The organism is Cupriavidus sp. IK-TO18 (assembly GCF_015549295.1).
Classification (GTDB): Bacteria; Pseudomonadota; Gammaproteobacteria; order Burkholderiales; family Burkholderiaceae; genus Cupriavidus; species Cupriavidus oxalaticus_A.
This window is the reverse complement of sequence record NZ_JADGMP010000030.1, coordinates 154,317-181,205: the sequence shown is the minus strand read 5'-3', so window position 1 is coordinate 181,205 and position 26,889 is coordinate 154,317. Positions and strand designations below refer to the sequence as shown.

The following is a 26,889-nucleotide window of genomic DNA, read 5'->3' as shown; positions in this document are numbered from 1 at the left end:
AAATGGAGGGCTATCGGGGCCCTGCCTTGGGAGTGGCGAGGCGCCGGGTCAGGCGATATGCACTTCCTTGACCGGCGCGTGATCCGCGATCCACTGCGGCAGCAGCGAGCCGACCACCATGCCGCTGATCGAGAACATCAGGCCTACCATTTGCGGCGGGACCACCGCATCGGCGAAGGCGACCTCGCAGGTGAGCCACGAGGTCAGGCCCAGCAGGATCGCGGCCAGGCCGCCCTGGCGGGTGGCGTGCTTCCAGAACATGCCGAAGGCCAGCGGCACGAAGGACGACACCAGCGTGACCTTGTAGGCATTTTCGACCATATGGAAGATCGACAGGTGCGAGTTCAGCGCGAACAGCGTCACCAGCGTGGTGAACACCAGCACCACGCTCTGCATCACGCGCAGGAACTGCTTGTCGTCGAGATGGCGAAAGTACGGGCGCAGGATGTTCTCGGCAAAGGTCACCGACGGCGCCAGCAGCGTCGCCGAGGCGCAGCTCTTGATCGCCGACAGCAGCGCGCCGAAGAACATCACCTGGGCGAACATCGGGGCATGCTGCAGGATCAGCTGCGGCAGGATCAGCTGCGAATCGGTGTCGATGTACTTGGCCACCATGCCCGGATCGATCAGCGTGGCCGAATACGCCAGGAACATCGGGATAAAGGCGAAGCAGAAATACAGCACGCCGCCCAGCACCGAGGCGCGCCCGGCGATCTGCTCGGTGCGCGACGAAGTCACCCGCTGGAACACGTCCTGCTGCGGGATCGAGCCCAGCATCATGGTGAACAGCGCCGCGGCAAAGCCGATGATCTGCACGAAATCCAGCGCCGGCAGGAACTCGAACTTGCCCGCCGCGGCCGCGTGCGACACCACCGCCGTGACGCCGCCGGCCTGGCCGCTGACTTCGTAGCCGATATACACCATGCCGATCACGATGATGATCATCTGGATGAAGTCGGTGATCGCCACCGACCACATGCCGCCGAACAGCGTATAGACCAGCACGCTGGCAGCGCCGATCATCATGCCGGCCTCCTGCGACAGCGCGCCGTCCGAGACCGTATAGAACACCAGCCCCAGCGCCTTGATCTGCGCCGCGACCCAGCCCAGGTACGAGACCACGATGCACAGCGTGGTCAGCACCTCGGCCAGCCGGCCGTAGCGGTTGTGGTAGTAGTCGCCGATGGTCAGCAGGTTCATCCGGTACAGCGGCCGGGCGAAGAACAGGCCCACCAGGATCAGGCACAGCGACGAGCCGAACGGGTCAGACACCACCCCCGACAGCCCCTCCTTAAGGAACACGGCCGGGATGCCCAGCACGGTCTCGGAGCCGAACCAGGTGGCGAAGACGGTGGCGGTGACGATGTGGAACGGCAGGCTGCGCCCGGCGACGGCGAAATCGGTGGTGTTGCGTACGCGCAGCGCCGCCCACAGGCCGATGCCGACCGAGATTACCCAGTAGATGATGACGAACCAGATCAGCATGCCGCTGCCTATGCAGAAAGTGCCCTTGTGGCGAAAAACCGAATGCCGGGGCGGCTTGCGTGATACGTCAGGTGCGCCTGCCCGGAGTCCAATTCATCGGTCGGGGCCGCGTGAGGAGCTTCTTGGCGAGTTCCCGGAGCGGGAGCGCGCGGCAGGGCCTGCGGTCGTAGCCGAATCAAAACGCGGATTATAGCGACGCAGACCGGCACGGGACAAAAAAATTCCCGGGTGGGGCAAATGCGCCACGCGGGTGCATCCGGAGCGCCACAACGGCTGGGAGCGAACGCTCAGCCGCCCAGCCGCCGCCACACCTGCCAGCGCTCCTGCCCCTGGAACACGGGCAGCGGCGCGGCCGAGGGCCGGTCTTCCAGGCGCTCGAAAGCGGTTCCCAGCAGAGCCGCCAGCTCGGCCTCGGGCATCGCGAAGGGCGGTCCGCCGCGGTTCTCGCCCACGTAGAAGTAGCCAGCCAGCAAGCCGCCCGGCGGCAGCAACTCGGCCACGCGGACGGCATAGGCGCCCCGCATCGCCGGCGGCAGCGCGCACAGGAAGGCACGCTCGTAGACCAGCTGGCATGGCGGCTGGGGCGTGAAGGCGAAGAAATCGGCCTGCTGCACCACCGCCCCGGCCGGACCCAGCGCGCGTTTGGCCGAGACCACCGCCTGCGCCGAAAAATCGATTGCCGTCACCGGCCAGCCCTGCTCGAACAGCCACGCTGCCTCCCAGCCGTTGCCGCAGCCCGGCACCAGCGTCGGGCACGGCGCGCGGCCGGCGATGAACTGGCGGAACTCCTCCGGCACGCCGCCTGCGTCCCAGGGCGTGAAGTGCTGCGCGAAGCGCTCGTCCCAGAATGACGGGTCGGCGGCGTTGCGCGTGCTGAACGCCGGGGCGGGCTTGGGCACGTCGGCCATGGGGACTGTCTCCTCGTTTGCCTGCTTACTCTTACTTATATAGCGGGTCGCTTGTCAGTAGCCGCCCCACGCCAGCACGTGCGTCAGCACGATGCCGGCGACAAAGCCGCCGACCAGCAGCAGCGCCGTGCCCAGCAGCCGGTTGGTGCGGCGCTGCTCGGCCACCAGCTGCGCCAGCAGCTTGTCCTGCTCGCCGTTGCCGGCCAGCGCGCGCCGCTCCAGGAACTGGTGCGCCAGCCGCGGGAAGTCCGGCAGCATCTTGGCCCACTGCGGGGCTTCCACCTTGACCCGCTCCCAGGCGCCCTTCCAGCCTACCTGCTCGTACATCCAGCGCTCCAGGAACGGCTTGGCGGTCTTCCACAGGTCCAGGTCCGGATCGAGCTGGCGGCCCAGTCCTTCGATATTGAGCAGCGTCTTCTGCAGCAGCACCAGCTGCGGCTGGATCTCGACATTGAAGCGGCGCGAGGTCTGGAACAGGCGCATCAGCACCATGCCCAGCGAGATTTCCTTCAGCGGCTTGTCGAAGTACGGCTCGCAGCAGGCGCGCACCGCGCTTTCCAGCTCTTCCACGCGGGTCTCGGGCGGGACCCAGCCGGATTCCACGTGCAGCAGCGCCACGCGGTGGTAGTCGCGGCGGAAAAAGGCGATGAAGTTCTGCGCCAGGTAGTTCTTGTCGAACTCAGACAGCGCGCCGACGATGCCGAAGTCCAGCGCGATGTAGCGGCCGAAGGACTCCGGCTGCACCGACACCAGGATGTTGCCCGGGTGCATGTCGGCATGGAAGAAGCCGTCGCGGAACACCTGGGTGAAGAAGATCTCGACGCCCTCCTCGGCCAGCTGGTGCATGTCGACGCCGGCCGCCTTGAGCGATTCGGTGCGCGAGATCGGGATGCCATGCATGCGCTCCATCACGAACACCGAGCTGCTGCACCAGTCCCAGAACACCTCGGGCACCAGCAGCAGGTTGGTGTCGGCAAAGTTGCGGCGCAGCTGGCTGGCGTTGGCCGCCTCGATCATCAGGTCGAGTTCGTCGTGCAGGTATTTGTCGAACTCGGCCACCACCTCGCGCGGCTTCAGGCGCTTGCCGTCGGCCCAGAAGCGCTCCAGCCAGGTGGCCATGTCGCGCATCAGCGCCAGGTCGCTGTCGATCACCGGCAGCATGCCCGGGCGCAGCACCTTCACCGCGACCTCGCGGCCGTGGTTGGGGCCGCCCTTGAGCGTGGCGAAGTGGACTTGCGCGATCGACGCGCTGGCCACCGGCTGGTGCTCGAAGGTGTCGAACAGCTGGGCGATCGGCCGACCCAGCGAGCGCTCGATGATCCTGACCGCCACCGCCGAGTCGAACGGCGGCACCTGGTCCTGCAGCTTGGCCAGCTCGTCGGCAATATCGGGCGGCATCAGGTCGCGGCGCGTCGACAGGACCTGGCCGAACTTGACGAAGATCGGCCCCAGCGCCGTCAGCGCGCGCCGCAGGCGCTCGCCACGCGGCATGTCGAGCTTGCGGCCGATGGTGATGACGCGCACCAGGAAACGGATCTTGCGGTTGCTGAAGCCGGACAGCACCAGCTCGTCCAGGCCGTAGTAAAGGATGACGAAGAGGATCTTGCCAAGGCGCAGGAGGCGGGTCATTCGGGAGTCTTCTCGGGGCCGGGGCGGGCAGTCAGGTTAGCGGTTGGCATGGGGTGGATGCGGCCGGGGCCGGACTCAGCGGTGCGGCGACGGCAGCTGGCCGGGTGCGGCGGGAGTGGCGGAGGCGCGCTCCAGTTTTTCCAGCCGCTTCTCCAGCCGGGCCAGGCTGTCGCGCAGCTGGCCCACGTCGGCGCCGAAGGCATCCAGCGCGGCGTGGCGCACCAGCGTCGGCTGCTCGTCCAGCAGGTAATCGGTGACGTTGTCGACCAGCGCACGGCCGATGCGCGTGGCCTGTTCGTGGACCTGGCGCGCGCCGCCGACCACGCGCTGCGCCACGCTGTCGCTGAGCGGCCCGCCCAGGATGCCGCGCAGCGCGAGGGACAGGTCTTCCTCGGCATCCCAGCGCAGGTTGCGCGCCAGCGCCGACACGGTATTGGCCAGTTCGGCATCGCCTTCGATGCGCACATGGCGCATGGCCGCGGCCTGGCCGCCCTCGGCGACATCGGCGGCAACCAGCGGCCACTGCTGCACCGGCACGCGCAGCGTCACCGCGGGGGCCTCGGCTTCCGGCGCCAGCTCGGTGCCACCGTGCTCGGTCACCTTCAGCGACAGCACGAAGGCGGCTGCATCGAAGCGGATCACGCGCCCGGCAAACGGCGCGAGCTGGTTGCGGGCCCACGGCTCCTGCTCGAGCAGGTGGTTCAGTGCCGAGACTGCTGGAGTGGCCAGGGCGGAAGGCAGAGTGTTCATGGCAGCGCGGGTTGGCTGGCTGGAAGACATGCGGGCATCCGGCGAGGTTGCACGCCAGGCGCCCAAATACAAAAAGGCCCACGCTTTCACGTGGGCCTCCATTCTAAGCTACTCCCCCGGGCGCATCACTCGCCACGGAGGCGCGGCATCACGACTCCTGCTGGATGCCGGCCAGCAGCCAGCCGCCGGTGCCGGTCGCCGGCTTGGCCAGGTTCCAGACCTCGGCGAACGGCTGCGCCGCCTCGCCCGCCTTCTCGCGGATCATGCCGGAGAAGCGCACGCTGGCGATATGCTGCGACGGCGTCGACTCGATGCCGAGCAGCTGGCCTTCCAGCGTGACCACGTCGGTCTTGTTGACCTCGGCGCCGCGCTCGGACAGGTCCATCTTGATCTCGGCGAACATTTCCGGCGTGGTGAATTCGCGGATGTCGTCGAGATTGCCGGCGTCCCAGGCCGCCTGCAGGCGCACGAAGTGGACCTTGGCGTTGCGCAGGAAGTTGTCGGTATCGAAGTCGGCCGGCACGCCCCACGGCTGCGGGGCCACGGCATCAGCTGCCACCGGCGCGGCCGCCGCGCCCGGCATCACCGGGTTGCTGGCCGGCGTGTTCAGCGGCTGGCGCAGCATCGGCTCGGCGCTGCGGCCCAAACCGCCGGCATTGCCGGCACCCGCCGCACCTGCATAAGCCGGCTGCTGGCTGCGCTGGCTGCCACCGCGGAACTTGCGGATCAGCCAGATCACCGCGAAGGCGACGATCGCGATCAGGATCAGGTTGGACAGGAAGCTCAGTGCCGCGCCGCCCAGGCCGAAGTGCGACAGCAGCCAGCCGATACCCAGGCCGGCGGCGATGCCGCCGAGGATGCCGCCCCAGTTACGCTTGGGCGCCGCGGCCGCTGCCGCGCCGGCCGCCCCGGCCGTGGCCGGTGCTGCCTGCTGTGCAGGTTGCTGCGCTTGCTGCGTGGGCGAGGTGGGTTGCGTCTGCTGACGTTGCGTCACCGATTCAGACTGCTTGCCAATGCTGCGCGAGCCACCCATGCGCTTGGCCTCGGCGTCGAACGCCATCCCGACGGCTAGCGCCGTGACCAGCGACCCCACCAGGAATTTTCCACGAATTGACGACATTTGCTGTTATCCCCTGTCAGATTCACCCATTTTAGGGCGAGCATGGCGATTTCAAGTGTTCTTAATACTTCCGCCCGACGTGGAGCGCCACCACTCCGGCCGTCAGATTGAAGTATTCGACATTCTCCAGGCCCGCATGTTCCATTAAGCGTACAAGTGAAACCTGGTCTGGATGCATTCTGATCGATTCCGCGAGATAGCGATAGCTGGGAGCATCCCCTGCCACGCGCTCGCCCAGCCAGGGCAGTACCTTGAAAGAATAGACGTCGTACGCCTTTTCCAGGGGTTTCCACACCTTGGAGAACTCCAGCACCATGACCTTGCCGCCGGGCTTGACCACGCGGCGCATCTCGGCCAGCGCGGCCTCCTTGTGCGTCATGTTGCGCAGGCCGAAGGCCACCGTGACGAGGTCGAAGTAGTTGTCGGGGAACGGGATCTTCTCGGCGTCGCACAGCGCCACCGGCGTGACGATGCCCTTGTTCAGCAGCCGGTCGCGGCCGACGCGCAGCATCGACTCGTTGATGTCGGTCAGCCAGACCTGGCCGGTCGGGCCGGCCTGCCTGGCGAACGCCTTGGCCAGGTCGCCGGTGCCGCCGGCGATGTCCAGGACCTTGTGGCCGGGGCGCACATTGGCCTGGGCGATGGTGAACATCTTCCAAAGCCGGTGCATGCCGCCCGACATCAGGTCGTTCATCACGTCATACTTGCTCGCCACCGAATGGAACACGCCGGCGACCTTGCCGGCCTTTTCCGTTTCGTCGACTTTCTCAAACCCGAAGTGGGTTTCACTCATTTCTCAGACTCCAGGGTGGTCGGGGGCGGCTCAATGGTGGTGGCCGCAACCGTGGCCGCCGGCAGCGCCGGCACCAGGCATGGGGGTATCGCGATCGACGCCGGCGGTTTCCAGGCGCTTCAGGTAGTCCTGCCACAGCGCGTCCTGCTGGTCGCCCAGCCGGTACAGCAGTTCCCACGAATAGATGCCGGTGTCGTGGCCGTCGGTGAAGCGGATCAGGATGGCGTAGTTGCCCACCGGCTCGACGGCATTGACGCCGACGTCGCGCTTGCCGGTCTGCAGGATTTCCTGCCCGGGACCATGGCCCTGCACTTCGGCCGATGGCGAATACACGCGCAGCAGTTCGAACGGCAGCCGGAAGCTGCGGCCGTTGTCGAAGCCGACTTCCAGCACGCGCGATTGCGTGTGGACGGTCAGTGCGGTGGGATGGGGGGTGTCTTTGTCCAGGCCAGCCATGATGATCGCGGCCCGGTTCACGGGCGCTCTGTAGGGGGGGAATCCGGCGCGGCGGCATGAGCGAGCGGCGCCCCAGGCGCCGCCTCGCGCCGCATCACGCTTCGCTTACAACCCGATAGCTTACCCCAGGCTCGCCGGCTTGCGCAGCCCGCGCCGCCTCCTCGTCCTGCGGCACATAGCGCAGGCGCCGGCCATGGAAGGCCGCGACCGTGCTGCGGTGCGCAATGCTGACGATGGCGGCATCCGGCAACGACTCCACCATCAGCCGGTACATCACGCCTTCGGTATCTTCATCGAGCGCGCTGGTGGCTTCGTCCAGGAACAGGTAGTCGGGCTTCTGCAGCAGCGCCCGCGCGAACGCCAGCCGCTGCTGCTCGCCCGGCGACAGCCGCAGCGACCAGTTGTCGAACACGTCGAGCTGGTCGGCCAGCGCCGCCAGCCGCGCCTGGCGCAGCGCCGCCTGCAGGGCTTCCGAGCTGTGCTCGGTACCGGCATCCGGGTAGGCCAGCGCATCGGCAAGGGTGCCGATCGGCAGGTAGCTGCGCTGCGGCAGGAACAGCATGCGCTTGCCCTCGGGCATGGTCACGGTGCCGCTGCCATAGGGCCAGATGCCGGCGAGCGCGCGGAACAGCACGCTCTTGCCGCAGCCGGACGGGCCGCTGACCAGCCAGCGCTCGCCCGGCGCGACCGACAGCGAGAACGGCGCCACCAGCGGACGCTGGCCGACGGCGCTGCCGCGCGCGGCGCGCACCGGCAGCGCCAGCGCGAGGCCGTCGATCACGATGCCCTCCTGCGGCTTGCCGGCATGCTCGACCTCGATGTCACGCGTGCCGCCGGGGGCCATGTCCTGGCGCTCGGCCACGCGGATCGCTTCCTGGAAATCGATCAGGCGGTTGGCTGCGGCCTTCCAGCCCACCAGCGTGGCATAGCTGTCGACGAACCACGACAGCGCCCCCTGCACCTGCCCGAACGCGGAACTGGTCTGCATCAGTCCGCCCAGCGTCATCTTGCCGGCGAAGTAGCGCGGCGCCGCCACCAGGATCGGGAAGATGATGGCGAACTGCGCATAGCCGGAACTGACAAAGGTCAGCCGCCGCGTATAGCGCATCAGCTGGTTCCAGTTGGCGCGGATGCGGTCGAAGCGCGCGCGCAGGCCGGCCTGCTCGGTCGGCTCGCCGCGGTACAGCGCCACCGGCTCGCTGTTCTCGCGCAGGCGCACCAGCGTAAAACGGAAGTCCGCTTCGTACTGTTCCTGCTGGAAGTTGAGCCCGATCAGCGGGCGGCCCACCACGTGCGCCACCAGCGAGCCGATCACCGCATAGCCGGCCGCGAACCAGACCATGTAGCCGGGAATGGTCCACTCCTGGCCGCCCAGCGCAAAGCTGATCGGCCCCGACACCGTCCACAGGATGCCGACGAACGACAGCAAGGTCACCACCGAGTTGAGCAGCCCCAGCGACAGCGACAGCGCGCCGTCGGTGAACAGGCGCAGGTCGTCGGCAATCCGCTGGTCGGGGTTGTCCGTGGCGCGGGTCTGTTCGATGCGGTAGTAGGCCTGGTGCCCGAGCCAGTGGCCCATGAAGCGGCCGGTCATCCAGGTACGCCAGCGCATCTGCAGCATCATGGTGTAGTACTGGCGCGAGATCGCCGCCACGATGAAGAACGCCGCGATCCACGAGAAGCGCAGCAGCAGCACCTTGAACGAGGCGTAGTCGCGCTGCTCCAGCGCGTTGTAGAACACGCGGTTCCATTCGTTGAGCAGCACGTTGATATAGACGATGCCCAGGTTGAGCACGACCACCAGCGCGAGCAGGCCGAGGCCGGCGACGCGGTCGTCGGATTTCCAGTAGGGCTTGATCAGCGCCCAGGTCGCGGCCATGCGCAGCCGGCTCTGGATCTTGAGGGCCTTGGCCGGGACGGCCGGGCCCGGTACGGTGACGGAAGTGGGGGTCGAGGACATAGCGGCAGCTTTCTGGCCCGCCAGCGGGTTGCATGGCCGGGCATGTTGTTCTCGTGCCGCGGCGCGCGGGCGCGACCGCGGCGGCAACAGCATTCAGACGGTTGCTGGCCGGCGCGGGTTCCGCGCCCGCCTTCAGGCGTCGTCGGCTTCGATCAGCGAAAGTGCCGTACGCAGCGCCGGCAGCCGGCTGGCCAGCTCCTGCACGCGCACGCTGTCCGCCGCGCGCTGCGGCGCCGCCCAGATCGCCTCGGGGAAATGCGTGTCCCAGCGGTAGCGCGGGACGATGTGCCAGTGCAGGTGCGGCACCATATTGCCGAACGCCGCCAGGTTGACCTTGTCGGGCGCCATCACCTCGCGCACCACCCGCTCCACGCGCGCCACCAGCCGCATCAGCCAGGCCTGGTCGGCCTCGTCCAGGTCGGTCAGCTCGGCCACGTGGTCGTTCCAGACGATGCGGCAGAATCCGGGAAAGCGGTCATGCTCGACCAGGATCAGGCGGGCGCGGTCGCCCATCCAGACCAGTTCGCCGCCGTCGGTTTCGCAGAGGGGGCAGTTGGGGCTCTTGATCATGCGGCGCATTACCTTTCGTGCTGCGTGTTTTCTCCCCTCTCCCGCTCGCGGGAGAGGGGAGAAAACCGGTGGCAAAGTCAACGTCGTCAGGCCTTACACCAGCACCCGCTCAATCCCACCCGCATTGGCCTTGGCCACGTACTCAGGCATCCAGTTCTCGCCCAGCAGGTGCTTGGCCATCTCGATCACGATGTAATCCGCCTGCACCGACGCATCTTCCTTGTAGCGCGACAGGCCCTGCAGGCACGACGGGCAGCTGGTCAGGATCTTGACGTCGCCGGTAAAGCCGTCGGCACGCAGCTTGTCGGCGCCCTTGGTCATTTCCTCTTCCTTGCGGAAGCGGACCTGCGTCGAAATGTCAGGACGCGTCACCGCCAGCGTGCCCGACTCGCCGCAGCAGCGCTCGTTCTTCTCGATCTTGCCCAGCCCCGCGTTGCCGCCCATCAGGTCGTTGACCAGCTTGGTCGGGTCCATGGTCTTGATCGGGGTGTGGCAGGGATCGTGGTACATGTAGCGCGTACCGGTCACGCCCTCCAGCTTGACGCCCTTCTCCAGCAGGTACTCGTGGATGTCGATGATGCGGCAGCCGGGGAAGATCTTCTCGAATTCATACCCGGCGAGCTGGTCGTAGCAGGTGCCGCAGCTGACCACCACGGTCTTGATGTCGAGGTAGTTCAGCGTGTTGGCCACGCGGTGGAACAGCACGCGGTTGTCGGTGACGATCTTCTCGGCCTTGTCGTACTGGCCGGTGCCGCGCTGCGGATAGCCGCAGCACAGGTAGCCCGGCGGCAGCACGGTCTGCACGCCGACGTGCCATAGCATCGCCTGCGTCGCCAGGCCGACCTGCGAGAACAGCCGCTCCGAGCCGCAGCCCGGGAAGTAGAACACCGCTTCCGATTCCGGCGTGGTCGCCTTCGGGTCGCGGATGATTGGCACGATCTCGTTGTCTTCGATGTCGAGCAGCGCGCGCGCGGTCTTCTTGGGCAGGTTGCCCGGCATCTTCTTGTTGATGAAGTGGATCACCTGCTCGCGCACCGGCGGCTTGCCCACGGTGGCGGGCGGATGCGCGGTCTGCTTCTTCGCCAGCTTCTTCAGCACCTCGTTGCCCAGGCGCTGCGCCTTGTAGCCCCAGTCGATCATGACCTTGCGGGTCAGGTTGATGGTCTCGGGGTTGGTGGCGTTGAGGAAGAACATGGACGCCGCGGTGCCGGGGTTGAACTTCTTCTGCCCCATCTTGCGCAGCAGGTTGCGCATGTTCATCGAGACGTCGCCGAAGTCGATCTTGACCGGGCACGGCGTCACGCACTTGTGGCACACCGTGCAGTGGTCGGCCACGTCGGAGAACTCGTCCCAGTGCTTGACCGAGATGCCGCGGCGGGTCTGCTCTTCATACAGGAAGGCCTCGACCAGCAGCGAGGTCGCCAGGATCTTGTTGCGCGGGCTGTACAGCAGGTTGGCGCGCGGCACATGCGTGGCGCACACCGGCTTGCACTTGCCGCAGCGCAGGCAGTCCTTGACGCTTTCGGCAATGGCGCCGATGTCGCTCTGCTGCATGATCAGCGACTCATGCCCCATCAGGCCGAACGACGGCGTATAGGCATTGCGCAGGTCGGCGCCCGGCAGCAGCTTGCCCTTGTTGAAGCGGCCCTGCGGGTCGACCTTCTGCTTGTAGGCGCGGAAGTCGCCGATCTCTTCCTCGGTCAGGAACTCCAGCTTGGTGATGCCGATGCCGTGCTCGCCCGAGATCACGCCGTCCAGCGAACGCGCCAGGTCCATGATGCGGGCCACCGCGCGGTGCGCGTCCTGCAGCATGTCGTAGTCGTCGGAGTTGACCGGGATGTTGGTGTGCACGTTGCCGTCGCCGGCATGCATGTGCAGCGCCACGAAGACGCGGCCGCGCAGCACCTGCTTGTGGATCTTCTGGGCTTCGTCCAGGATCGGCTTGAATTCGCCGCCGTTGAAGATCTTGCGCAGCTCGGCGCGGATCTCGTTTTTCCACGACACGCGGATGGTGCGGTCCTGCAGCAGGTGGAACACGCTGGCGTCCGGCTGCTGGTGCAGCCGTGCCTCGAATTCCTGCCCCAGCAGGCCCAGCCCGTGTCCGATCAGCGAGGCCCTGGCCTGCGCCAGCGGCGTGTCGAGGTGATCTTGCAGATAGCGCCAGCGCGCGCGGATCTCGCGCAGCAGCGTCAGCGCGTGCTGCACGCGGTCTTCCAGCAGCTCGGCGCTGGGGATCTCGTTGGCGTCGTCGCTGCGGCCCAGCGGCAGGTTGCCACGCGCGAAGAACGCTTCCAGCGCGTCGACCAGCTGCAGCTTGCTCTTGATCGACAGCTCGATATTGATGCGCTCGATGCCGTCGGTGTACTCGCCCATGCGGTTGAGGGGGATCACCACGTCTTCGTTGATCTTGAAGGCGTTGGTGTGCCTGGCGATCGCGGCGGTGCGCGAGCGGTCGAGCCAGAACTTCTTGCGCGCCTCGGGGCTGACGGCGATAAAGCCTTCGCCGCTCTTGCCGTTGGCCATGCGGATCACTTCCGAGGTGGCGCGCGCCACGGCGTCTTCATCGTCGCCGACGATGTCGCCGATCAGCACCATCTTCGGGAAGGCGTTGCGCTTGCTCTTGGTGGCGTAGCCCACCGCGCGCAGGTAACGCTCGTCCAGGTGCTCCAGGCCGGCCAGGATGGCGCCGCCGGGCTTGCGCGTCTCGGCATCGAGGAAGTCCTTGATCTCGACGATGCTGGGGATGGCGTCGCGCGCCTGGCCGAAGAACTCCAGGCACACGGTGCGGATGAACTTCGGCATGCGATGCAAAATCCAGCGCGCGCTGGTGATGATGCCGTCGCAGCCTTCCTTCTGCACGCCGGGCAGGCCGGCCAGGAACTTGTCGGTGACGTCCTTGCCCAGGCCTTCCTTGCGGAACTTGCGGCCTTCGATGGCGAGCGTCTCGGTGCGCAGCACCTTCTCGCCCGGGGCGCGATTGCCGTCCGACCACTTCAGCTCGAAGGTGGCCACCGGCACGTCGTGGATCTTGCCCAGGTTGTGGTCGAGCCGGGCGATTTCCAGCCAGTTGCCTTCCGGGTCCACCATGCGCCACCAGGCCAGGTTGTCGAGCGCGGTGCCCCACAGCACGGCCTTCTTGCCGCCGGCGTTCATGGCGACATTGCCGCCGATGCAAGACGCGTCGATCGAGGTCGGGTCGACCGCGAACACCAGGCCCGCCTTGTCTGCGGCATCGGCCACGCGGCGCGTCACCACGCCGGCGCCGGAGAAGATGGTCGCCACCTTGTGCGACACGCCCGGCAGGTCGGTCTGCTCGACCGGCCCCAGCTGCTCCAGCTTCTCGGTATTGATCACCGCGCTCATCGGCGTCAGCGGCACGGCGCCGCCGGTATAGCCGGTGCCGCCCCCGCGCGGGATGATGGTCAGGCCGAGCTCGAAGCAGCCCTTGACCAGGCCGGCGATCTCTTCCTCGGTATCCGGCGTCAGCACCACGAACGGGTATTCCACGCGCCAGTCGGTGGCGTCGGTCACGTGCGACACGCGCGACAGGCCATCGAACTTGATGTTGTCCTTCTGCGTGACGCGGCCCAGCACGCGCTGCGCGCGCTTGCGCAGGTCGTAGGCGGCGGCGAACTCGTTCTTGAAGTCCTCGATCGCCTGCTTGGCGAAGGCGACCAGTTGCTCCACGCGGTGCGAACGGTCTTCGGCGGCGGGCTCGGCGTGCTCGGCACGGTCGGCGGCGCGGCGCTTCTCGATCTCGTTCAGGCGGTGGTGCAGCGCGCTGACCAGCATCTGGCGGCGCTTTGGATTTTCCAGCAGGTCGTCCTGCAGGTAGGGATTGCGGCGAACCACCCAGATATCGCCCAGCACCTCGTACAGCATGCGGGCCGAGCGGCCGGTGCGGCGCTCGCTGCGCAGCTCGTCCAGGATGCGCCAGGCCTCTTCGCCCAGCAGGCGGATGACAATCTCGCGGTCCGAGAAGGACGTGTAGTTATAAGGAATTTCACGCAGGCGCGGCGGGGCGTCCTGCGCGGCGAGCTTGGCGTCGAGCACGAGTGGGGCGTTCATGGAGGGGACCGCTTCCTGCTGCGCACGGGGACAGTGCGCGAATCGTTCATTAAAGGGCGATTGTACTGCAAGGCCCGGTTTCGCCGCACCGCAACAAAGCGGAATCCTTGTGGGAACAAGGGATTAGACGCAACCCGGCGCCGAGAACATCACGCAAAATAAGACTTCTAAGGCGCTTTTATCAGAAGAATGACTTGAAAGTTTGCGCAATGTTCTGCCAAAAACTGTCTGGAATCCATAGCAGGCTGGCAGTCATGAACAGGTAGCGCAGGAACTTGCCGACCGCCATCCAGGCCAGGCTGGGCCAGAACGACAGTCGCAGCCACCCGGCCAATGTGCACAATGGATCACCAATGCCCGGCAGCCAGGAAAACAGCAGCGTCGGCGGCCCCAGCCTGCGCATCCAGCGAAAGTACTTGGCATCGAGCTTCGGCTTGGGCGGCTTGCGCGCATGCTCCCGGTGCTCCTCGTGTTCCAGCTCGTGCTCGCGGGCGCGCCGCCGCTTGTGATAGCGCACCAGCGCCAGCTTGGCGTAGTAACCCAGCCACCAGTCGATCGCGCCGCCCACGGTATTGCCGGCGGTGGCGACAATGACCGCCGGCCAGAACATCTCGGGATTGAGCTTGACGTAGCCGAACACGGCCGGCTCCGAGCCCAGCGGCAGCAGCGTGGCCGACACCAGGCTGACCACAAAGATCGCGGGCAGGCCTACCTTGGGCAAGGCGACGGTTTGAAACAGCCAGTCGAAGAAGGCTTCCATGTCGGGGCAGGCGGGGGGGCCGGGCCATTCTAGCAGCGGCCCAGTGGGGCGCCCCCTCCCCCGGATGGGGCGCGGGCAAACCTCATGGCACCTGCCAGGGATTTGTGTTTAACTGTTAGAGCCTGTCGCGGCCAAACGTTCGCCGGCCGTGCCAATGCGCCGGCCGCAGCGTTCGCTGGCGCACCTGGAGCAGTTGCAGCGGCAGCACCAATATCACGAATTAGCCGTCCTATAGCCGTCTTAAGCGGCAGTACCGCGTCGTGGCCAGTCCCGCGCAGTTGCTTTCGGGATCTGGGAATTGGTCATGCGCGTCCACCCCACATGGAGACAAGCATGGCGATTCCGATCCGCCTGACGGTCAACGGCAAGCCCGTTGACGCGCAGGTAGAACCCAATACCCTTCTGGTCCAGTTCCTGCGCGAACAGCTGCGCCTGACCGGCACCCACGTCGGCTGCGACACCGCGCAGTGCGGCGCCTGCACGGTCCACCTGGACGGCCGGGCGGTCAAGTCGTGCAACATCCTGGCGCTGCAGGCGGACGGCGCCACCGTGACCACCATCGAAGGGCTGGCTGGCGACAGTGCCGGCAACGGCCTGCATCCGATGCAGGAAGCGTTCCGCGAATGCCACGGACTGCAATGCGGCTTCTGCACGCCGGGCATGGTGATGAGCGCGACCGCGCTGGTCCAGCAGCATCCCGACGCCGACGCCGCCACCATCCGCGCCCAACTCGAGGGCAACCTGTGCCGCTGCACGGGCTACCACAACATCGTGCGTGCGGTGCAGCAGGGCCAGGCGGCCATGCAGGGCACGGCGGCCAGCGCCGCCAGCGCCGAATAAGGGGGACCCGCCATGAACGCACCCGATAACCAGCGCCTGGTGGGCGCTTCCGTCAAGCGCAAGGAAGACTACCGCTACCTGACCGGCAACGGCCAGTACACCGACGACATCGTGCTGCCGCAGCAGAGCTACGCGTATTTCCTGCGCTCGCCGTATGCGCACGCGCGCATACGTTCGATCGACAAGACCGGGGCGCTGGCCGCGCCCGGCGTGATCGCCGTGCTGACCGGCGACGACCTCGCCGCCGACAAGGTGGGCGGCCTGCCCTGCGGCTGGCTGATCCACAGCATCGACGGCACGCCGATGAAAGAGCCGCCGCACCCGGTGATCGCACAGGGCAAGGTGCGCCACGTGGGCGACCAGGTGGCGCTCGTGATCGCCGAGACGCTGCAGCAGGCGCGCGACGCCGCCGAGAAGATCGACGTCGACTACGAAGAACTGCCCGCAGTGGTCCGCGCCGCCGATGCCGCGTCGGCGTCGACGCTGGTACACGACGACGTGCCGGCCAACACCTGCTACACGTGGGGCCACGGCGACAAGGCCGCCACCGACGCCGCCTTCGCCAAAGCCGCGCACGTGACCACGCTGGAGATCGTCAACAACCGGCTGATCCCCAACGCGATCGAGCCGCGCGCGGTCAACGCCAGCTATACGCGCCAGGACGACAGCTACACCGTCTACGTCGCCAACCAGAACCCGCACGTCGAACGCCTGCTGATGGGCGCGTTCGTGCTGGGATTGCCGGAATCGCGGCTGCGCATCATCGCGCCCGACGTGGGCGGCGGCTTCGGCTCCAAGATCTTCCTGTATCCGGAAGACGTGGCGCTGACGTGGGCCTCGAAGAAGGTCGGCCGCCCCGTCAAGTGGACCGCGGACCGTTCCGAGTCCTTCCTGACCGACGCGCACGGCCGCGACCACGTGACCAAGGCCGAGCTGGCGCTCGATGCCGACGGCAAGTTCCTGGCGATGCGCGTGCATACGGTCGCCAACATGGGCGCGTACCTGTCGACCTTTGCCAGCAGCGTGCCGACCATCCTGTATGCGACGCTGCTGGCCGGCCAGTACTCCACGCCGGCGATCTATGCGGAGGTCAAGGCGGTGTTCACCAACACCGCGCCAGTCGATGCCTACCGCGGCGCCGGGCGGCCCGAAGCGACCTTCGTGGTCGAGAGGCTGGTCGAGACCGCCGCGCACGAGCTGAAGACCGATCCGGCCGAGCTGCGCCGCAAGAACTTCATCCGGCAGTTTCCGTATGCCACCCCGGTGGGGCTGACCTACGACACCGGCGACTACGAGCCCTGCCTGGCGCGTGCGCAGGAACTGGCCGACGTCAAGGGCTTCCCGGCTCGGCGCGATGAAGCGAAGCAGCGCGGCAAGCTGCGTGGCCTGGGCTATTCCTGCTACATCGAAGCGTGCGGCCTCGCACCTTCCAACATCGCCGGCGCGCTTGGCGCGCGCGCGGGCCTGTTCGAAGTCGGCGAGATCCGCGTGCACCCGACCGGCACGGTGACGGTCTTCACCGGCTCGCACAGCCACGGCCAGGGGCACGAGACCACCTTCGCGCAAGTGGTGGCCGACCGCCTCGGGCTGCAGCTCGACCAGGTCGAGATCGTGCACGGCGATACCGGGCGCGTGCCGTTCGGCATGGGCACCTACGGCTCGCGCTCGCTGGCGGTGGGCGGCTCGGCCATCGTCAAGGCGCTCGACAAGATCGAGGCCAAGGCCAAGAAGATCGCCGCGCACCTGCTGGAGGCGTCGGACAACGACATCGAGTTCAGCAATGGCGTGTTCCGCGTGGCCGGTACAGACCGGACCAAGACCTTCGGCGAGGTCGCGCTGAGCGCCTACGTGCCGCACAACTACCCGCTCGACAAGCTGGAGCCGGGCCTGAACGAAAACGCGTTCTACGACCCGACCAACTTCACCTACCCGTCTGGCGCCTATGTGTGCGAGGTCGAAGTCGATCCCGACACGGGCGAGTCGCAGGTGGTCAAGTTCACCGCGGTGGACGACTTCGGCAACATCATTAACCCGATGATCGTCGAAGGCCAGGTGCATGGCGGCATCGGCCAGGGGCTGGGCCAGGCCATGCTGGAGCAGTGCGTCTACGACGAAGACAGCGGCCAGCTGCTGACCGGCTCGTACATGGACTACGCCATGCCGCGCGCCGGCGACCTGCCCGATTTCACCGTCGAGACCGCCAGCGGCACGCCCTGCACGCACAACCCGCTGGGCGTGAAGGGCTGCGGCGAGGCCGGCGCGATCGGCTCGCCGCCGGCGTTTATCAACGCGCTGGTCGATGCGCTGTCGCCGCTGGGCGTGAAGGATGTGCAGATGCCCGCCACGCCGCATCGCGTATGGCAGGCGATCCAGGCCGCGCGGCCTCAGCCCTGATCCATCCACACCGCAAAGGAAACCGACATGTACGCATTCAACTTTGAACGCGCCGCGGATGCCAAGGCGGCGGTGGCCAAGGTCAAGGCCGATTCCGACGCCAAGTTCCTCGGCGGCGGCCAGAGCCTGCTGGCGGCGATGAAGCTGCGGCTGGCATCGCCTTCCACGCTGGTCGACGTAACGCGCATTCCCGGCATGGCCGGGATCCGCATCGACGGCAACGAGATCGTCATCGGCGCCGCTGCGCGCCATGCCGACGTGGCCGAGAACGCCAAGGTGCGCGAGCGCATCCCGGCGCTGGCGGCGCTGGCCGGCGGCATCGGTGACCGGCAGGTGCGCGCGATGGGAACCATCGGCGGCGCGCTGGCGAACGATGATCCGGCTGCGTGCTATCCCGCGGCAGTGCTGGGGCTGGGCGCCACCGTGGTCACCGACCGGCGCAGCATCGCGGCGGATGACTTTTTCAAGGGGCTGTATGAGACCGCACTGGAGCCGGACGAACTGATCACCGCGGTGCGCTTCCCGATCCCGGATCAGGCGGCATATGTAAAGTTCCGCAATCCGGCATCGCGCTTTGCGCTGGTGGGGGTGATGGTGGCGCGCTCCGGGAATGCGGTGCGCGTGGCGGTCACCGGAGCTGCCGACAGCGTGTTCCGGTGCCAGCCGCTGGAACAGGCATTGTCGGCCAGCTTCACCGCGCAGGCGGCGCGTGGGGTGAAGGTCGATGCGGGGACGCTGAATACTGACCTGCATGCGTCGGCGGAGTACCGGGCGCATCTGATTCCGGTGCTGGCGGCAAGGGCGGTGGAGGCGGCGGTGAAGGCGTAGAGTTTCTCCATTGACCGCATGTTGTCTCCCCTCTCCCGCGCGCGGGAGAGGGGTCGGGGGAGAGAGCCGGCGCTTGAATCAGGCGTTGTCGCGGGCGAACCTCCCGCCCTCACCCCCGCCTCTCTCCCACACGTGGGAGAGAGGAGCAAACCACCGGCGTGCGAGGCACGTCGGCAATATAGATCGCCCCATGCTCCCCACCTCCATCGACGACACCCTCGCCAGACTCGAACACCAGCAATATTTCGCCGACCGCGAAACCGCCACAGTGCTTTACCTCGCCCTGCGCATGCAGCGCCCGCTGTTCCTCGAAGGCGAGCCCGGCGTCGGCAAGACCGCACTGGCGCAAGCCATGGCGGGCGTCCTCGGCACCCGTCTGCTGCGTCTGCAGTGCTATGAGGGACTCGACGCCGCCAGCGCGCTGTACGAATGGGACTACCCGCGCCAGATCATGGCGCTGCGCCTGGCCGAAGCCCGCGGCGAGCGGCCCGAGGCGCAATCGCTGTACCACGACGACTACCTGCTCAAGCGCCCGCTGCTGGAGTCTCTGCTGCCCGATCCCGCCGCACCGGGCTTGCCGCGCGTGCTGCTGATCGACGAGATCGACCGCGCCGACGAACCGTTCGAGGCCTTCCTGCTCGAGGTGCTGTCCGAATTCCAGGTTTCGATCCCCGAAATCGGCGTGATCCGCGCCGAGCGCCCGCCGCTGATCGTGATCACCTCCAACCGCACGCGCGAGGTCCACGACGCGCTCAAGCGCCGCTGCCTGTACCAATGGGTTGGCTATCCGGACCGCGACCGTGAATTGCAGATCGTCGCCGCGCGCGCGCCCGAGGCCGCCGCCGCGCTGCAGGCGCAGGCGATCGACTTCGTGCACCGGCTGCGCGGCATCGACCTGTTCAAGGCGCCTGGCATCGCCGAGGCCATCGACTGGTGCCGCGCGCTGGCGGCGCTGGGCGTGACCGAGCTCGACCCGCAGTCGGTGCGCGACACGCTGGGCGTGCTGCTCAAGTACCAGGACGACCTGGCGCGCGTCGACGGCCCCACCGTGGCAGAACTGCTGGCGGGCGCCGCGCCCGGAGGCTAAGCCGTGCCCATGCTGCACGCCGCGGCGCGCAGCGGCGGTCCGCATGCAGGACTGCCGGTGCTGGCGCGCAACGTCACCCACTTCATGCGCCTGCTGCGCGACGGCGGCTTTGCCCTGTCGCCGGCGCACGCGGTCGATGCACTGGCCGCGCTGCGCCTGCTCGACATCGGCCGGCGCGACGACGTGCGCGCCGCGCTCGCGGCACTGGTGCTATCCGGCCCCGACCAGCGGCCACTTTTTGACGCCGCCTTCGACCTGTTCTGGCGCGACCCCGACTGGGAAGGCAAGCTGCGCGCGCTGCTGCTGCCGCGTGTCGACGCGGGCGCGCCGCCGCCCAGGCGCAGCAACCGCCTTGCCGATGCGCTGGCCGCGCGCCAGCCGGAAATGCCGTCGCGCCCGGCGCAGACCGAGGCGGAACGCATCCACGTGCCGCTGACCTTCTCCGACCAGGAACGCCTGGCGCAGCGCGACTTCGAAACCCTGACCGCGCAGGAATGGCGTGCCCTGCAGCATCTGGTGCGCACCCGCCGCACCCACCTTGCGCTGCAGCGCACGCGCCGGCTGCGCGCCGCCACCTGCGGCACGCACGCCGACCTGCGCGCCAGCGCGCGCCTGGCGGTGCGCCAGCACGGCGAATGGCTGCGCTGGAAATTCCGCAAGCACGCCGAGCGCAGGCCGCCGTTGGTGCTGCTGCTAGACATCTCGGGCTCGATGAGCCAGTACTCGCGCGCGGTGCTGTACTTCTGCCATGCGCTGATTCAGTCACGCGAGCGGCTGTCGGTGTTCCTGTTCGGCACGCGGCTGACCAACATCACCCGCTCGCTGCGCGAACGCGACCCAGACGAAGCCGTCGCCATGATCACAGGCCAGGTGCGCGACTGGGCCGGCGGCACCCGCATCGGTGCCGCGCTGGCGAGCTTCAACCGCCACTGGGCGCGCCGCACGCTGTCCGGCCGCGCCACGGTGCTGCTGGTCACCGACGGGCTCGACCACGAGCATATCGACCTGCTCGGCGACGAAATGGCTCGCTTGCGCCGCTTTGCGCACCGCATCGTCTGGCTCAACCCGCTGCTGCGCTACCTTGGATTCACGCCGCAGGCGCGCGGCGTGCAGGCGATCCTGCCGCATGTCGACGCGCTGCGCCCCGCGCACAACCTGGATAGCTTGCTGGCGCTCGAATCCCTGCTGTCCGACCAGGGCGGCCCCCCGCGGGCCAGCGCCCCCAACCCACCAAGAAAGGAAGCCCCGCCATGGAAATGAACCAGAGCCAGCGCCTGCCGATTCCCCAGCAGGTGGCATGGGAAGCGCTCAACGACACGGAGCTGCTCAAGCAATGCATCCCGGGATGTGAGAGTATCGAGCCCGACGGCGACAATGCCTACCTGGTGGCCATGACGGCCGCGGTGGGCCCGGTCAAGGCGCGCTTCAAGGGCCGCATGGCGCTGGAGGAAATCCAGGCTCCGGACAGCTACACCATCCGCTTCGACGGCCAGGGCGGCGCGGCCGGCTTCGGCAAGGGAACCGCCCGCGTGAAGCTGGAACCTGATGGCGACGAGACCGTGCTGACATACGCCGTCGACGCCCATGTGGGGGGCAAGATCGCACAGATCGGCTCGCGGCTGGTGGACGCCGCGGCACGCAAGCTGGCGGATACCTTCTTTGCGCGCTTCACCGAGGCGGTTACACCGGACACCACACAGGAAACGCCAGCGGCCGAGGGCGCCCCCGCCGCAGCCGCGGGCGAAAATGGACAGACAGAGGAACCGAAGCGGAAACGATCATGGACAGCGTGGATCTCGAAGTCCTGAAGAACAGCGTGCACTGGCAGCAACAGGGCCATCGCGTGCTGCTGGTCACGGTAGTGCGCACCTGGGGCTCGTCGCCCCGCCCCGAGGGCGCGATGCTGGCGGTGCGTGATGATGGCCTGGTGGTCGGCTCGGTCTCGGGCGGCTGCATCGAAGACGACATCATCGACCGCGTGCGCCGGCAAGGCATTACGTCAGACCACCCGGAAGCCATCAAGTACGGCATCAGCGCCGAGGAAGCCCACCGCTTCGGGCTGCCGTGCGGCGGCACCATCGAACTGGTCACCGAGCCGCTCAAGCCGGCCAGCGGCATTGCCGAATTGCTCGACGCCGTGGAAAACGGCCGGCTGGTCGCGCGCACGCTCGACATGGCTACGGGTGCGGCCACGCTGGGACCGGCCAGTGCCACCGACGGGCTGGTCTTCGACGGCAGGACGCTGCTGACCATCCACGGCCCGCGCTACCGCATGCTGGTAATCGGCGCGGGGCAGCTGTCGAAATACTTGTGCCAGATCGCCGTGGGGCTGGGCTTCCAGGTCACCGTGTGCGATCCGCGCGAGGAATACACGGAGACTTGGGATATCCCCGGCGTGACCATGGTCCGCACCATGCCGGACGACACGGTGATGGACATGAAACTGGACGAGCGCTGCGCGGTGATTGCGCTGACGCACGATCCCAAGCTGGATGATCTGGCGCTGATGGAAGCGCTGCGCACCAGGGCCTTCTATGTGGGAGCCCTGGGTTCGCGCCGCAACAACCAGGCGCGGCGCGAGCGGCTCAAGGAATTCGATCTGACCGAATTGCAGCTGGCGCGGCTGCATGGGCCGGTTGGCATCTACATTGGCAGCCGTACGCCGCCGGAAATCGCCATCTCGATCCTGGCGGAAGTGGTTGCAGCCAAGAACCATGTGTCGCTGCCGGACATCCTGCAGGTGGAAGGCGCCAAGGCCGCGCGCGAGATGGCTGCCGGCACCGGCAGCAGCTGCGATGTTTCTCCTGGTCCGTCGACCTGACGCGTGATAACGGAGCGCCCGCCATGACTGCCGCCCCCAATGCTCCCTTGCTTCGCACCGACCTGCCTACCGGGATTTTGCTGGCCGCGGGTTTTGGCCGGCGCTTCGATGCTGCCGGCAAACGGAACAAGTTGCTGGAAGTATTGCCTGGTGGACGCACTGTCGCCTGGCGCAGTGCGCGTACGCTGGCCGCGGCGTTGCCGGATTCGATTGCGGTGATCCGGCCGGGTAATCCGGCGCTGGCGGAAGAGCTGAGGCGCGGCGGTTGCCGTGTGCTCGAATCGGCCGAGGCCGAGCAAGGCATGGGCGCAGCGCTGCGCGCGGCGGTGGCGGCTACGCCTGAGGCGCGGGGATGGGTGGTTGCGCTTGCCGATATGCCGTGGCTACCGATGGAACTGGTGCGGGCGGTGGCGTTGACGATTACCGCGCCGGAAATCATTGCTGCGCCGTGGCGGGATGGGAAGCGCGGGCATCCTGTCGGCTTTGGGGCTGCCTGGCGCGATGACTTGCTGAGGCTCGATGGGGATGAAGGGGCGCGGGCCTTTCTCAAGGATAAGCCGGTGACGAGGATATTGACGGAGGATGAGGGGGCGTTTCGGGATATTGATACGCCTGGGGATATGGAATGAGTTTACCCCCTGTTCCGCCCTAAAAGGGCGGAACAGGGCACATCAAATATCCACCAGATGCAGGCCGCAGCGGGCAACGTCAGGGGCTGTCAGCAAGAACCCTATCCCACCAACTCCCCACTCCTCACCGCCATAATAAAATCATTCCGATGCAACCCCTTGATCTTCTTGGTCCGCCAGGAAACCGTAGCATGCCCCCATCCAAAACTGATCTCCGGATGATGCCCCTGCTCTTCCGCCAGCTGCCCGACGCGATCAACAAACGCCAATGCCTCGGCAAAGTTGGCAAATGAAAATCGCCTCTCCAACCGAGTAGCCCCATCCACCAGATCCCATCCAGGCGCCTGCGGCAATAACGCCTCAGCCTCATCAGGCGTCAGCGGCGGGACGCCGCCACGACATGGCGTGCATGTTTGCGATGCCAGATCCTCACTCATAGCCCACTCCTAAACAGGCAGGCAGCTAAAACCTCAACCGCCCTCGGTCTCAGCCAGCGCGCGCAAGAATTCACTACTCCACCAGTGCACATCTTGCGCCCGAATCCGCTCCAGCAGCTTCTGGTGCCGCGACTGGCGCTCGGCCAGCGGCATGTGCAATGCCTGCTGGATCGCCTGCGCAGTCGCGCGGGTATCGTAGGGATTCACCAGCAGCGCCTCCTTCAATTGCTCCGCCGCGCCGGCAAATCGCGACAACACCAGCACCCCCGGATCCTCCGGATCCTGCGCGGCAATGAATTCCTTGGCCACCAGGTTCATCCCGTCCCGCAGCGGCGTCACCAACGCCACGCGACTCGCGCGGCACAGCCCAGGCAGCCGCTTGCGCGCGGTAGTGCGATGGATATACCGCACCGGCATCCAGTCCAGTTCGCCGAACTCGCCATTGATCGCGCCAGTCAACTGCTCCATCGCGCTGCGCAGGTCCACATAGGCATCGACCGACTCGCGCGACGGCGCGGCGATCTGCACCAGTGTGGCGCTCATCCGGTTTTCCGGATATTCCGCCAGCAGCCGGTAGAACGCTTTCAGCCGCTGCGGCAGTCCCTTTGAGTAATCGAGCCGGTCGATGCCGAGCAGCAGCCGCCGGCGCGCGTACTGGGCGCACATCATCTCGTAGGTTTCCTGCGCCTCCTCGCCGCGGCCGAGTGTGATGAACTCATCCACGTCGATCCCGATCGGGAACGCCTGCGCCCGCACCGTGCGATGGAAGGCCCGGTAGCGGTGCTCGCCCATCGGCTCGGCCTGCGCCTCGGCCTGCACGTAGCGCGAGAAATGCTCCACGTCGGCGTGGCTCTGGAAGCCGAGCAGGTCGTACGCGAACAGCGCGCGCATCAGCCACTCATGCTGCGGGATGGCCGCCAGGATCAGCGGCGGCGGCAGCGGCACGTGCAGGAAGAAGCCGATCTTCTGGCCGCAGCCGATCGCGCGCAACTCGGACGCCAGCGGGATCAGGTGGTAGTCGTGGATCCAGATGACGTCGTCGGGCTTGAGCAGCGGCGCCAGCTTGCGCGCGAACAGCTGGTTCACCCGGCGGTAGCCGTTGAGGAAGTTGGAATCGAAGTCGGCGAGGTCGAGCCGGTAGTGGAACACCGGCCACAGCACGCCATTGCTGTAGCCCAGGTAATACGCGTCGTGGTCTTCGCGGCTCAGGTCCACCGTGGCCAGCGTCACGTTGCCGGCCTGCTGCAGGTGCAGTTCGCCTTCACCGGGGGTGCCGCCCTGCGCTGCTTCCAGCGCCTTGCCGCTCCAGCCAAACCACATCCCGCCAGTCTGGCGCAAGGCTTCGGAAAGCGCCACGGCAAGGCCGCCGGCGGCCACGTTGCGCGGATCTGCGACACGGTTGGATACCGCTACAAGTCTTGGCATATGTTGTTTTCTGGATTCCTTTGTTCTTGCCGTGCGAGATGCCGGGAACGCGGGTGCGAGGTCAGATCACCGTGTCCCACGGCGCCGACAGCCGCATCGCGCCATTGATCAGCCCGACCATCGAGTAGGTCTGCGGGAAATTGCCCCACATCTCGCCGGTCACGGGATGGGTGTCCTCGGAGAGCAGGCCGAGCGGGTTGCGCGCGGCGAGCATCGCCTCGAAGATCTCGCGCGCCTCGTCGCGCCGGCCGATGCGCGCCAGCGCGTCGATGCGCCAGAAGGTGCAGATATTGAACGCGGTCTCGGGCTTGCCGAAATCGTCGGGGGCCTCGTAGCGGCGCATATACGGCCCGTCGCACAGCGAAGTCTCCAGCGCCTTCACCGTGGCGATAAAGCGCGGGTCGCGCGGATCGATGAAGTTGACCTCGGCCATCAGCAGCACGCTGGCGTCGAGCTCGCGCCCGCCGAAGCTTTCGGCAAAGGCCTGGCGCGATTCGCTCCACGCCTCGGCCAGGATCTGTTCCTTCATGCGGTTGGCATGGTCGTGCCAGTACGCCGCGCGTGTCGTGATCTGCAGCTTTTCCGCGACCTTGGCCAGCCGGTCGCATGCAGCCCAGCTCATCAGCGCCGACGAGGTATGCACGCGGGCACGCGTGCGCAGTTCCCACATGCCGGCGTCGGGGGTGCCAAAGACTTTCACCGCCTGCTCGCCCACCTCTTCCAGCCGGCGGAACTCGGCCGGGCCGCCGCGGTGCAGCAGCCGGTGGTCATGGAAGGCCTGCGCCGCGCCCAGCACCACGTTGCCGTAGACGTCATGCTGGAAGTGTTCCTGCGCCTGGTTGCCCACGCGCACCGGCCCCATGCCGCGGTAGCCGGGCAGGTGGTCGAGCATGCTTTCGGGCAGCTCGCGTTCCAGGCCGATGCCGTACAGCGGCTGGATATGTCCGTCCTGCGACTGCATCACCACGTTGGAGAGCCAGCGCAGGTAGTCCTCCATGGTGCCGACCTCGGACAGGCTGTTGAGCGCGCGCACCACGAAAAACGCGTCGCGCAGCCAGCAGAAGCGGTAGTCCCAGTTGCGGCCGCTGCCCGGCGCCTCGGGGATGCTGGTGGTCATTGCCGCGACAATGGCGCCGGTCTCTTCGTACAGCGACATCTTCAGCGTGATGGCGGCACGGATCACCGCGTCCTGCCATTCGCGCGGCACCGCCAGCCGGCGGCTCCACAGGCGCCAGTAGGCGGTGGTTTCCTGCTCGAAGTCGCGCGCGATCTCTTCCACGCCATGCGCCAGGGTCTCGTCGGGGCCCAGGATAAAGTTGTGCCCGCGCGTGACCAGGAACGGCGTGTGCGACAGCACGTAGGCCAGCGGCGCATCGGTAGTCATGCGCAGCGTCATCGATTCGCCGATGTAGCGCACGTGGCTGCTGCCGCGCGAGATCTCCGGCGCCTTGCGGCCCCATTCGAAGCGCGGCGCCACCACCACCCGCACGCGCGGCGCGCCGCGCACGGGACGGATGCGCCGGATCAGCGTGGTCGGCCGGAAATAGCGGCCCAGCCGGAAGAAGCGCGGCGCGAAGTCGGTGATCTCAAGGCAGTTGCCGTGCGTGTCGCTCAGCCGCGTGCGCAGCACCGCGGTGTTGGGTTCGTACCACTGGCTGGCGCTGTGGAAGTCCTCGATCTCGATCGAGAAATGGCCGGCGTTCTCGCTCGGGTCAAGCAGTGCGTTGAAGACGGGATCGCCGTCAAAGCGCGGCAGGCACGACCAGACGATGCGCCCGCGGCAATCCACCAGCGCGGAGATTGCGCAGTTGCCGATCATGCCCAGCGAGAGCGAGCCCTCGGCATGCCGGCAGTTGCCGTCCACGGTCTTGTTCACGCCTTCGCTCGGCGGCTTTCCCAGCTCGCTGGGGCTGCTCGTATTGGTCACAG

General features: G+C 67.2%; 22 protein-coding genes. 8 read left to right on the top strand and 14 right to left on the bottom strand.

What is annotated here, in order from left to right:
• Positions 1-48: 48 nt before the first annotated feature.
• The 11 genes from IPF36_RS23430 to IPF36_RS23380 all read right to left on the bottom strand — a co-directional run bounded on the left by IPF36_RS23430 (position 49) and on the right by IPF36_RS23380 (position 14,499).
• A complete protein-coding gene (locus IPF36_RS23430; RefSeq protein ID WP_135704426.1) occupies positions 49-1,485 on the bottom strand; it encodes a sodium:solute symporter family protein in 1,437 nt (478 codons plus the stop codon).
• A 287-nt stretch (positions 1,486-1,772) separates the two neighbouring features.
• Positions 1,773-2,393, bottom strand: a complete 621-nt coding sequence (locus IPF36_RS23425) for a methyltransferase domain-containing protein (RefSeq protein ID WP_135704424.1) — start codon at positions 2,391-2,393, stop codon at positions 1,773-1,775.
• Between the two features lie 54 nt (positions 2,394-2,447).
• Positions 2,448-4,022, bottom strand: a complete 1,575-nt coding sequence (gene ubiB / locus IPF36_RS23420; RefSeq protein ID WP_133093698.1) for a ubiquinone biosynthesis regulatory protein kinase UbiB — start codon at positions 4,020-4,022, stop codon at positions 2,448-2,450.
• A 75-nt stretch (positions 4,023-4,097) separates the two neighbouring features.
• The gene (locus IPF36_RS23415; RefSeq protein ID WP_133093697.1) at positions 4,098-4,772 is read right to left on the bottom strand and encodes an SCP2 domain-containing protein; all 675 of its coding nucleotides are present in this window, start codon (positions 4,770-4,772) and stop codon (positions 4,098-4,100) included.
• Positions 4,773-4,920: 148 nt separating this feature from the next.
• Positions 4,921-5,892 carry a Tim44 domain-containing protein gene (locus IPF36_RS23410; RefSeq protein WP_133093696.1) on the bottom strand — a complete coding sequence of 324 codons (972 nt, stop codon included), beginning with the start codon at positions 5,890-5,892 and terminating at the stop codon, positions 4,921-4,923.
• 61 nt (positions 5,893-5,953) lie between these two features.
• On the bottom strand, positions 5,954-6,685 hold the full coding sequence (gene ubiE, locus IPF36_RS23405) for a bifunctional demethylmenaquinone methyltransferase/2-methoxy-6-polyprenyl-1,4-benzoquinol methylase UbiE (RefSeq protein WP_133093695.1): 732 nt from the start codon (positions 6,683-6,685) through the stop codon (positions 5,954-5,956).
• A 30-nt stretch (positions 6,686-6,715) separates the two neighbouring features.
• Positions 6,716-7,141, bottom strand: coding sequence for a gamma-butyrobetaine hydroxylase-like domain-containing protein (locus IPF36_RS23400; RefSeq protein ID WP_133094203.1), 426 nt, complete (start codon positions 7,139-7,141; stop codon positions 6,716-6,718).
• Positions 7,142-7,235: 94 nt separating this feature from the next.
• Positions 7,236-9,101: an ABC transporter ATP-binding protein/permease gene (locus IPF36_RS23395; protein ID WP_195430573.1), complete on the bottom strand. Its 1,866-nt coding sequence runs from the start codon at positions 9,099-9,101 to the stop codon at positions 7,236-7,238.
• Positions 9,102-9,233: 132 nt separating this feature from the next.
• Complete coding sequence (locus IPF36_RS23390) at positions 9,234-9,671, bottom strand: HIT family protein (RefSeq protein WP_135704420.1); 438 nt, start codon at positions 9,669-9,671, stop codon at positions 9,234-9,236.
• Between the two features lie 93 nt (positions 9,672-9,764).
• Complete coding sequence (locus IPF36_RS23385) at positions 9,765-13,739, bottom strand: FAD/FMN-binding oxidoreductase (protein ID WP_133093692.1); 3,975 nt, start codon at positions 13,737-13,739, stop codon at positions 9,765-9,767.
• A 181-nt stretch (positions 13,740-13,920) separates the two neighbouring features.
• Positions 13,921-14,499, bottom strand: a complete 579-nt coding sequence (locus IPF36_RS23380) for a YqaA family protein (RefSeq protein ID WP_133093691.1) — start codon at positions 14,497-14,499, stop codon at positions 13,921-13,923.
• Positions 14,500-14,832: 333 nt separating this feature from the next.
• Here IPF36_RS23380 and IPF36_RS23375 point away from each other — a divergent pair, with 333 nt between their 5' ends.
• From IPF36_RS23375 to IPF36_RS23340, 8 genes are all read left to right on the top strand, one after another.
• A complete protein-coding gene (locus tag IPF36_RS23375) occupies positions 14,833-15,339 on the top strand; it encodes a (2Fe-2S)-binding protein (protein WP_195430571.1) in 507 nt (168 codons plus the stop codon).
• Positions 15,340-15,351: 12 nt separating this feature from the next.
• Positions 15,352-17,733 carry a xanthine dehydrogenase family protein molybdopterin-binding subunit gene (locus IPF36_RS23370; RefSeq protein WP_135704416.1) on the top strand — a complete coding sequence of 794 codons (2,382 nt, stop codon included), beginning with the start codon at positions 15,352-15,354 and terminating at the stop codon, positions 17,731-17,733.
• A 27-nt stretch (positions 17,734-17,760) separates the two neighbouring features.
• Entirely contained in the window at positions 17,761-18,561 is an 801-nt protein-coding gene (locus tag IPF36_RS23365) for a xanthine dehydrogenase family protein subunit M (protein WP_195430569.1), read from the top strand.
• Between the two features lie 190 nt (positions 18,562-18,751).
• A complete protein-coding gene (locus IPF36_RS23360) occupies positions 18,752-19,648 on the top strand; it encodes a MoxR family ATPase (RefSeq protein ID WP_133093687.1) in 897 nt (298 codons plus the stop codon).
• 9 nt (positions 19,649-19,657) lie between these two features.
• The gene (locus tag IPF36_RS23355) at positions 19,658-20,908 is read left to right on the top strand and encodes a VWA domain-containing protein (protein WP_195430692.1); all 1,251 of its coding nucleotides are present in this window, start codon (positions 19,658-19,660) and stop codon (positions 20,906-20,908) included.
• Complete coding sequence (locus IPF36_RS23350; RefSeq protein ID WP_133093686.1) at positions 20,899-21,456, top strand: CoxG family protein; 558 nt, start codon at positions 20,899-20,901, stop codon at positions 21,454-21,456. Before IPF36_RS23355 ends, IPF36_RS23350 begins: the two co-directional genes overlap by 10 nt.
• Complete coding sequence (locus tag IPF36_RS23345) at positions 21,429-22,469, top strand: XdhC family protein (protein ID WP_195430567.1); 1,041 nt, start codon at positions 21,429-21,431, stop codon at positions 22,467-22,469. The genes IPF36_RS23350 and IPF36_RS23345 overlap by 28 nt, the downstream gene beginning before the upstream one ends.
• Positions 22,470-22,492: 23 nt before the next feature.
• A complete protein-coding gene (locus tag IPF36_RS23340; RefSeq protein WP_133093684.1) occupies positions 22,493-23,098 on the top strand; it encodes an NTP transferase domain-containing protein in 606 nt (201 codons plus the stop codon).
• A gap of 101 nt (positions 23,099-23,199) precedes the next feature.
• Here IPF36_RS23340 and IPF36_RS23335 read toward each other — a convergent pair whose 3' ends face one another.
• The 3 genes from IPF36_RS23335 to IPF36_RS23325 form a co-directional block, all read right to left on the bottom strand.
• Positions 23,200-23,535: a 4a-hydroxytetrahydrobiopterin dehydratase gene (locus IPF36_RS23335; protein WP_084254411.1), complete on the bottom strand. Its 336-nt coding sequence runs from the start codon at positions 23,533-23,535 to the stop codon at positions 23,200-23,202.
• Between the two features lie 33 nt (positions 23,536-23,568).
• A complete protein-coding gene (gene otsA, locus IPF36_RS23330; protein ID WP_135704411.1) occupies positions 23,569-24,960 on the bottom strand; it encodes an alpha,alpha-trehalose-phosphate synthase (UDP-forming) in 1,392 nt (463 codons plus the stop codon).
• 61 nt (positions 24,961-25,021) lie between these two features.
• Entirely contained in the window at positions 25,022-26,887 is a 1,866-nt protein-coding gene (locus tag IPF36_RS23325; RefSeq protein ID WP_135704409.1) for a glycoside hydrolase family 15 protein, read from the bottom strand.
• Positions 26,888-26,889: the final 2 nt, after the last annotated feature.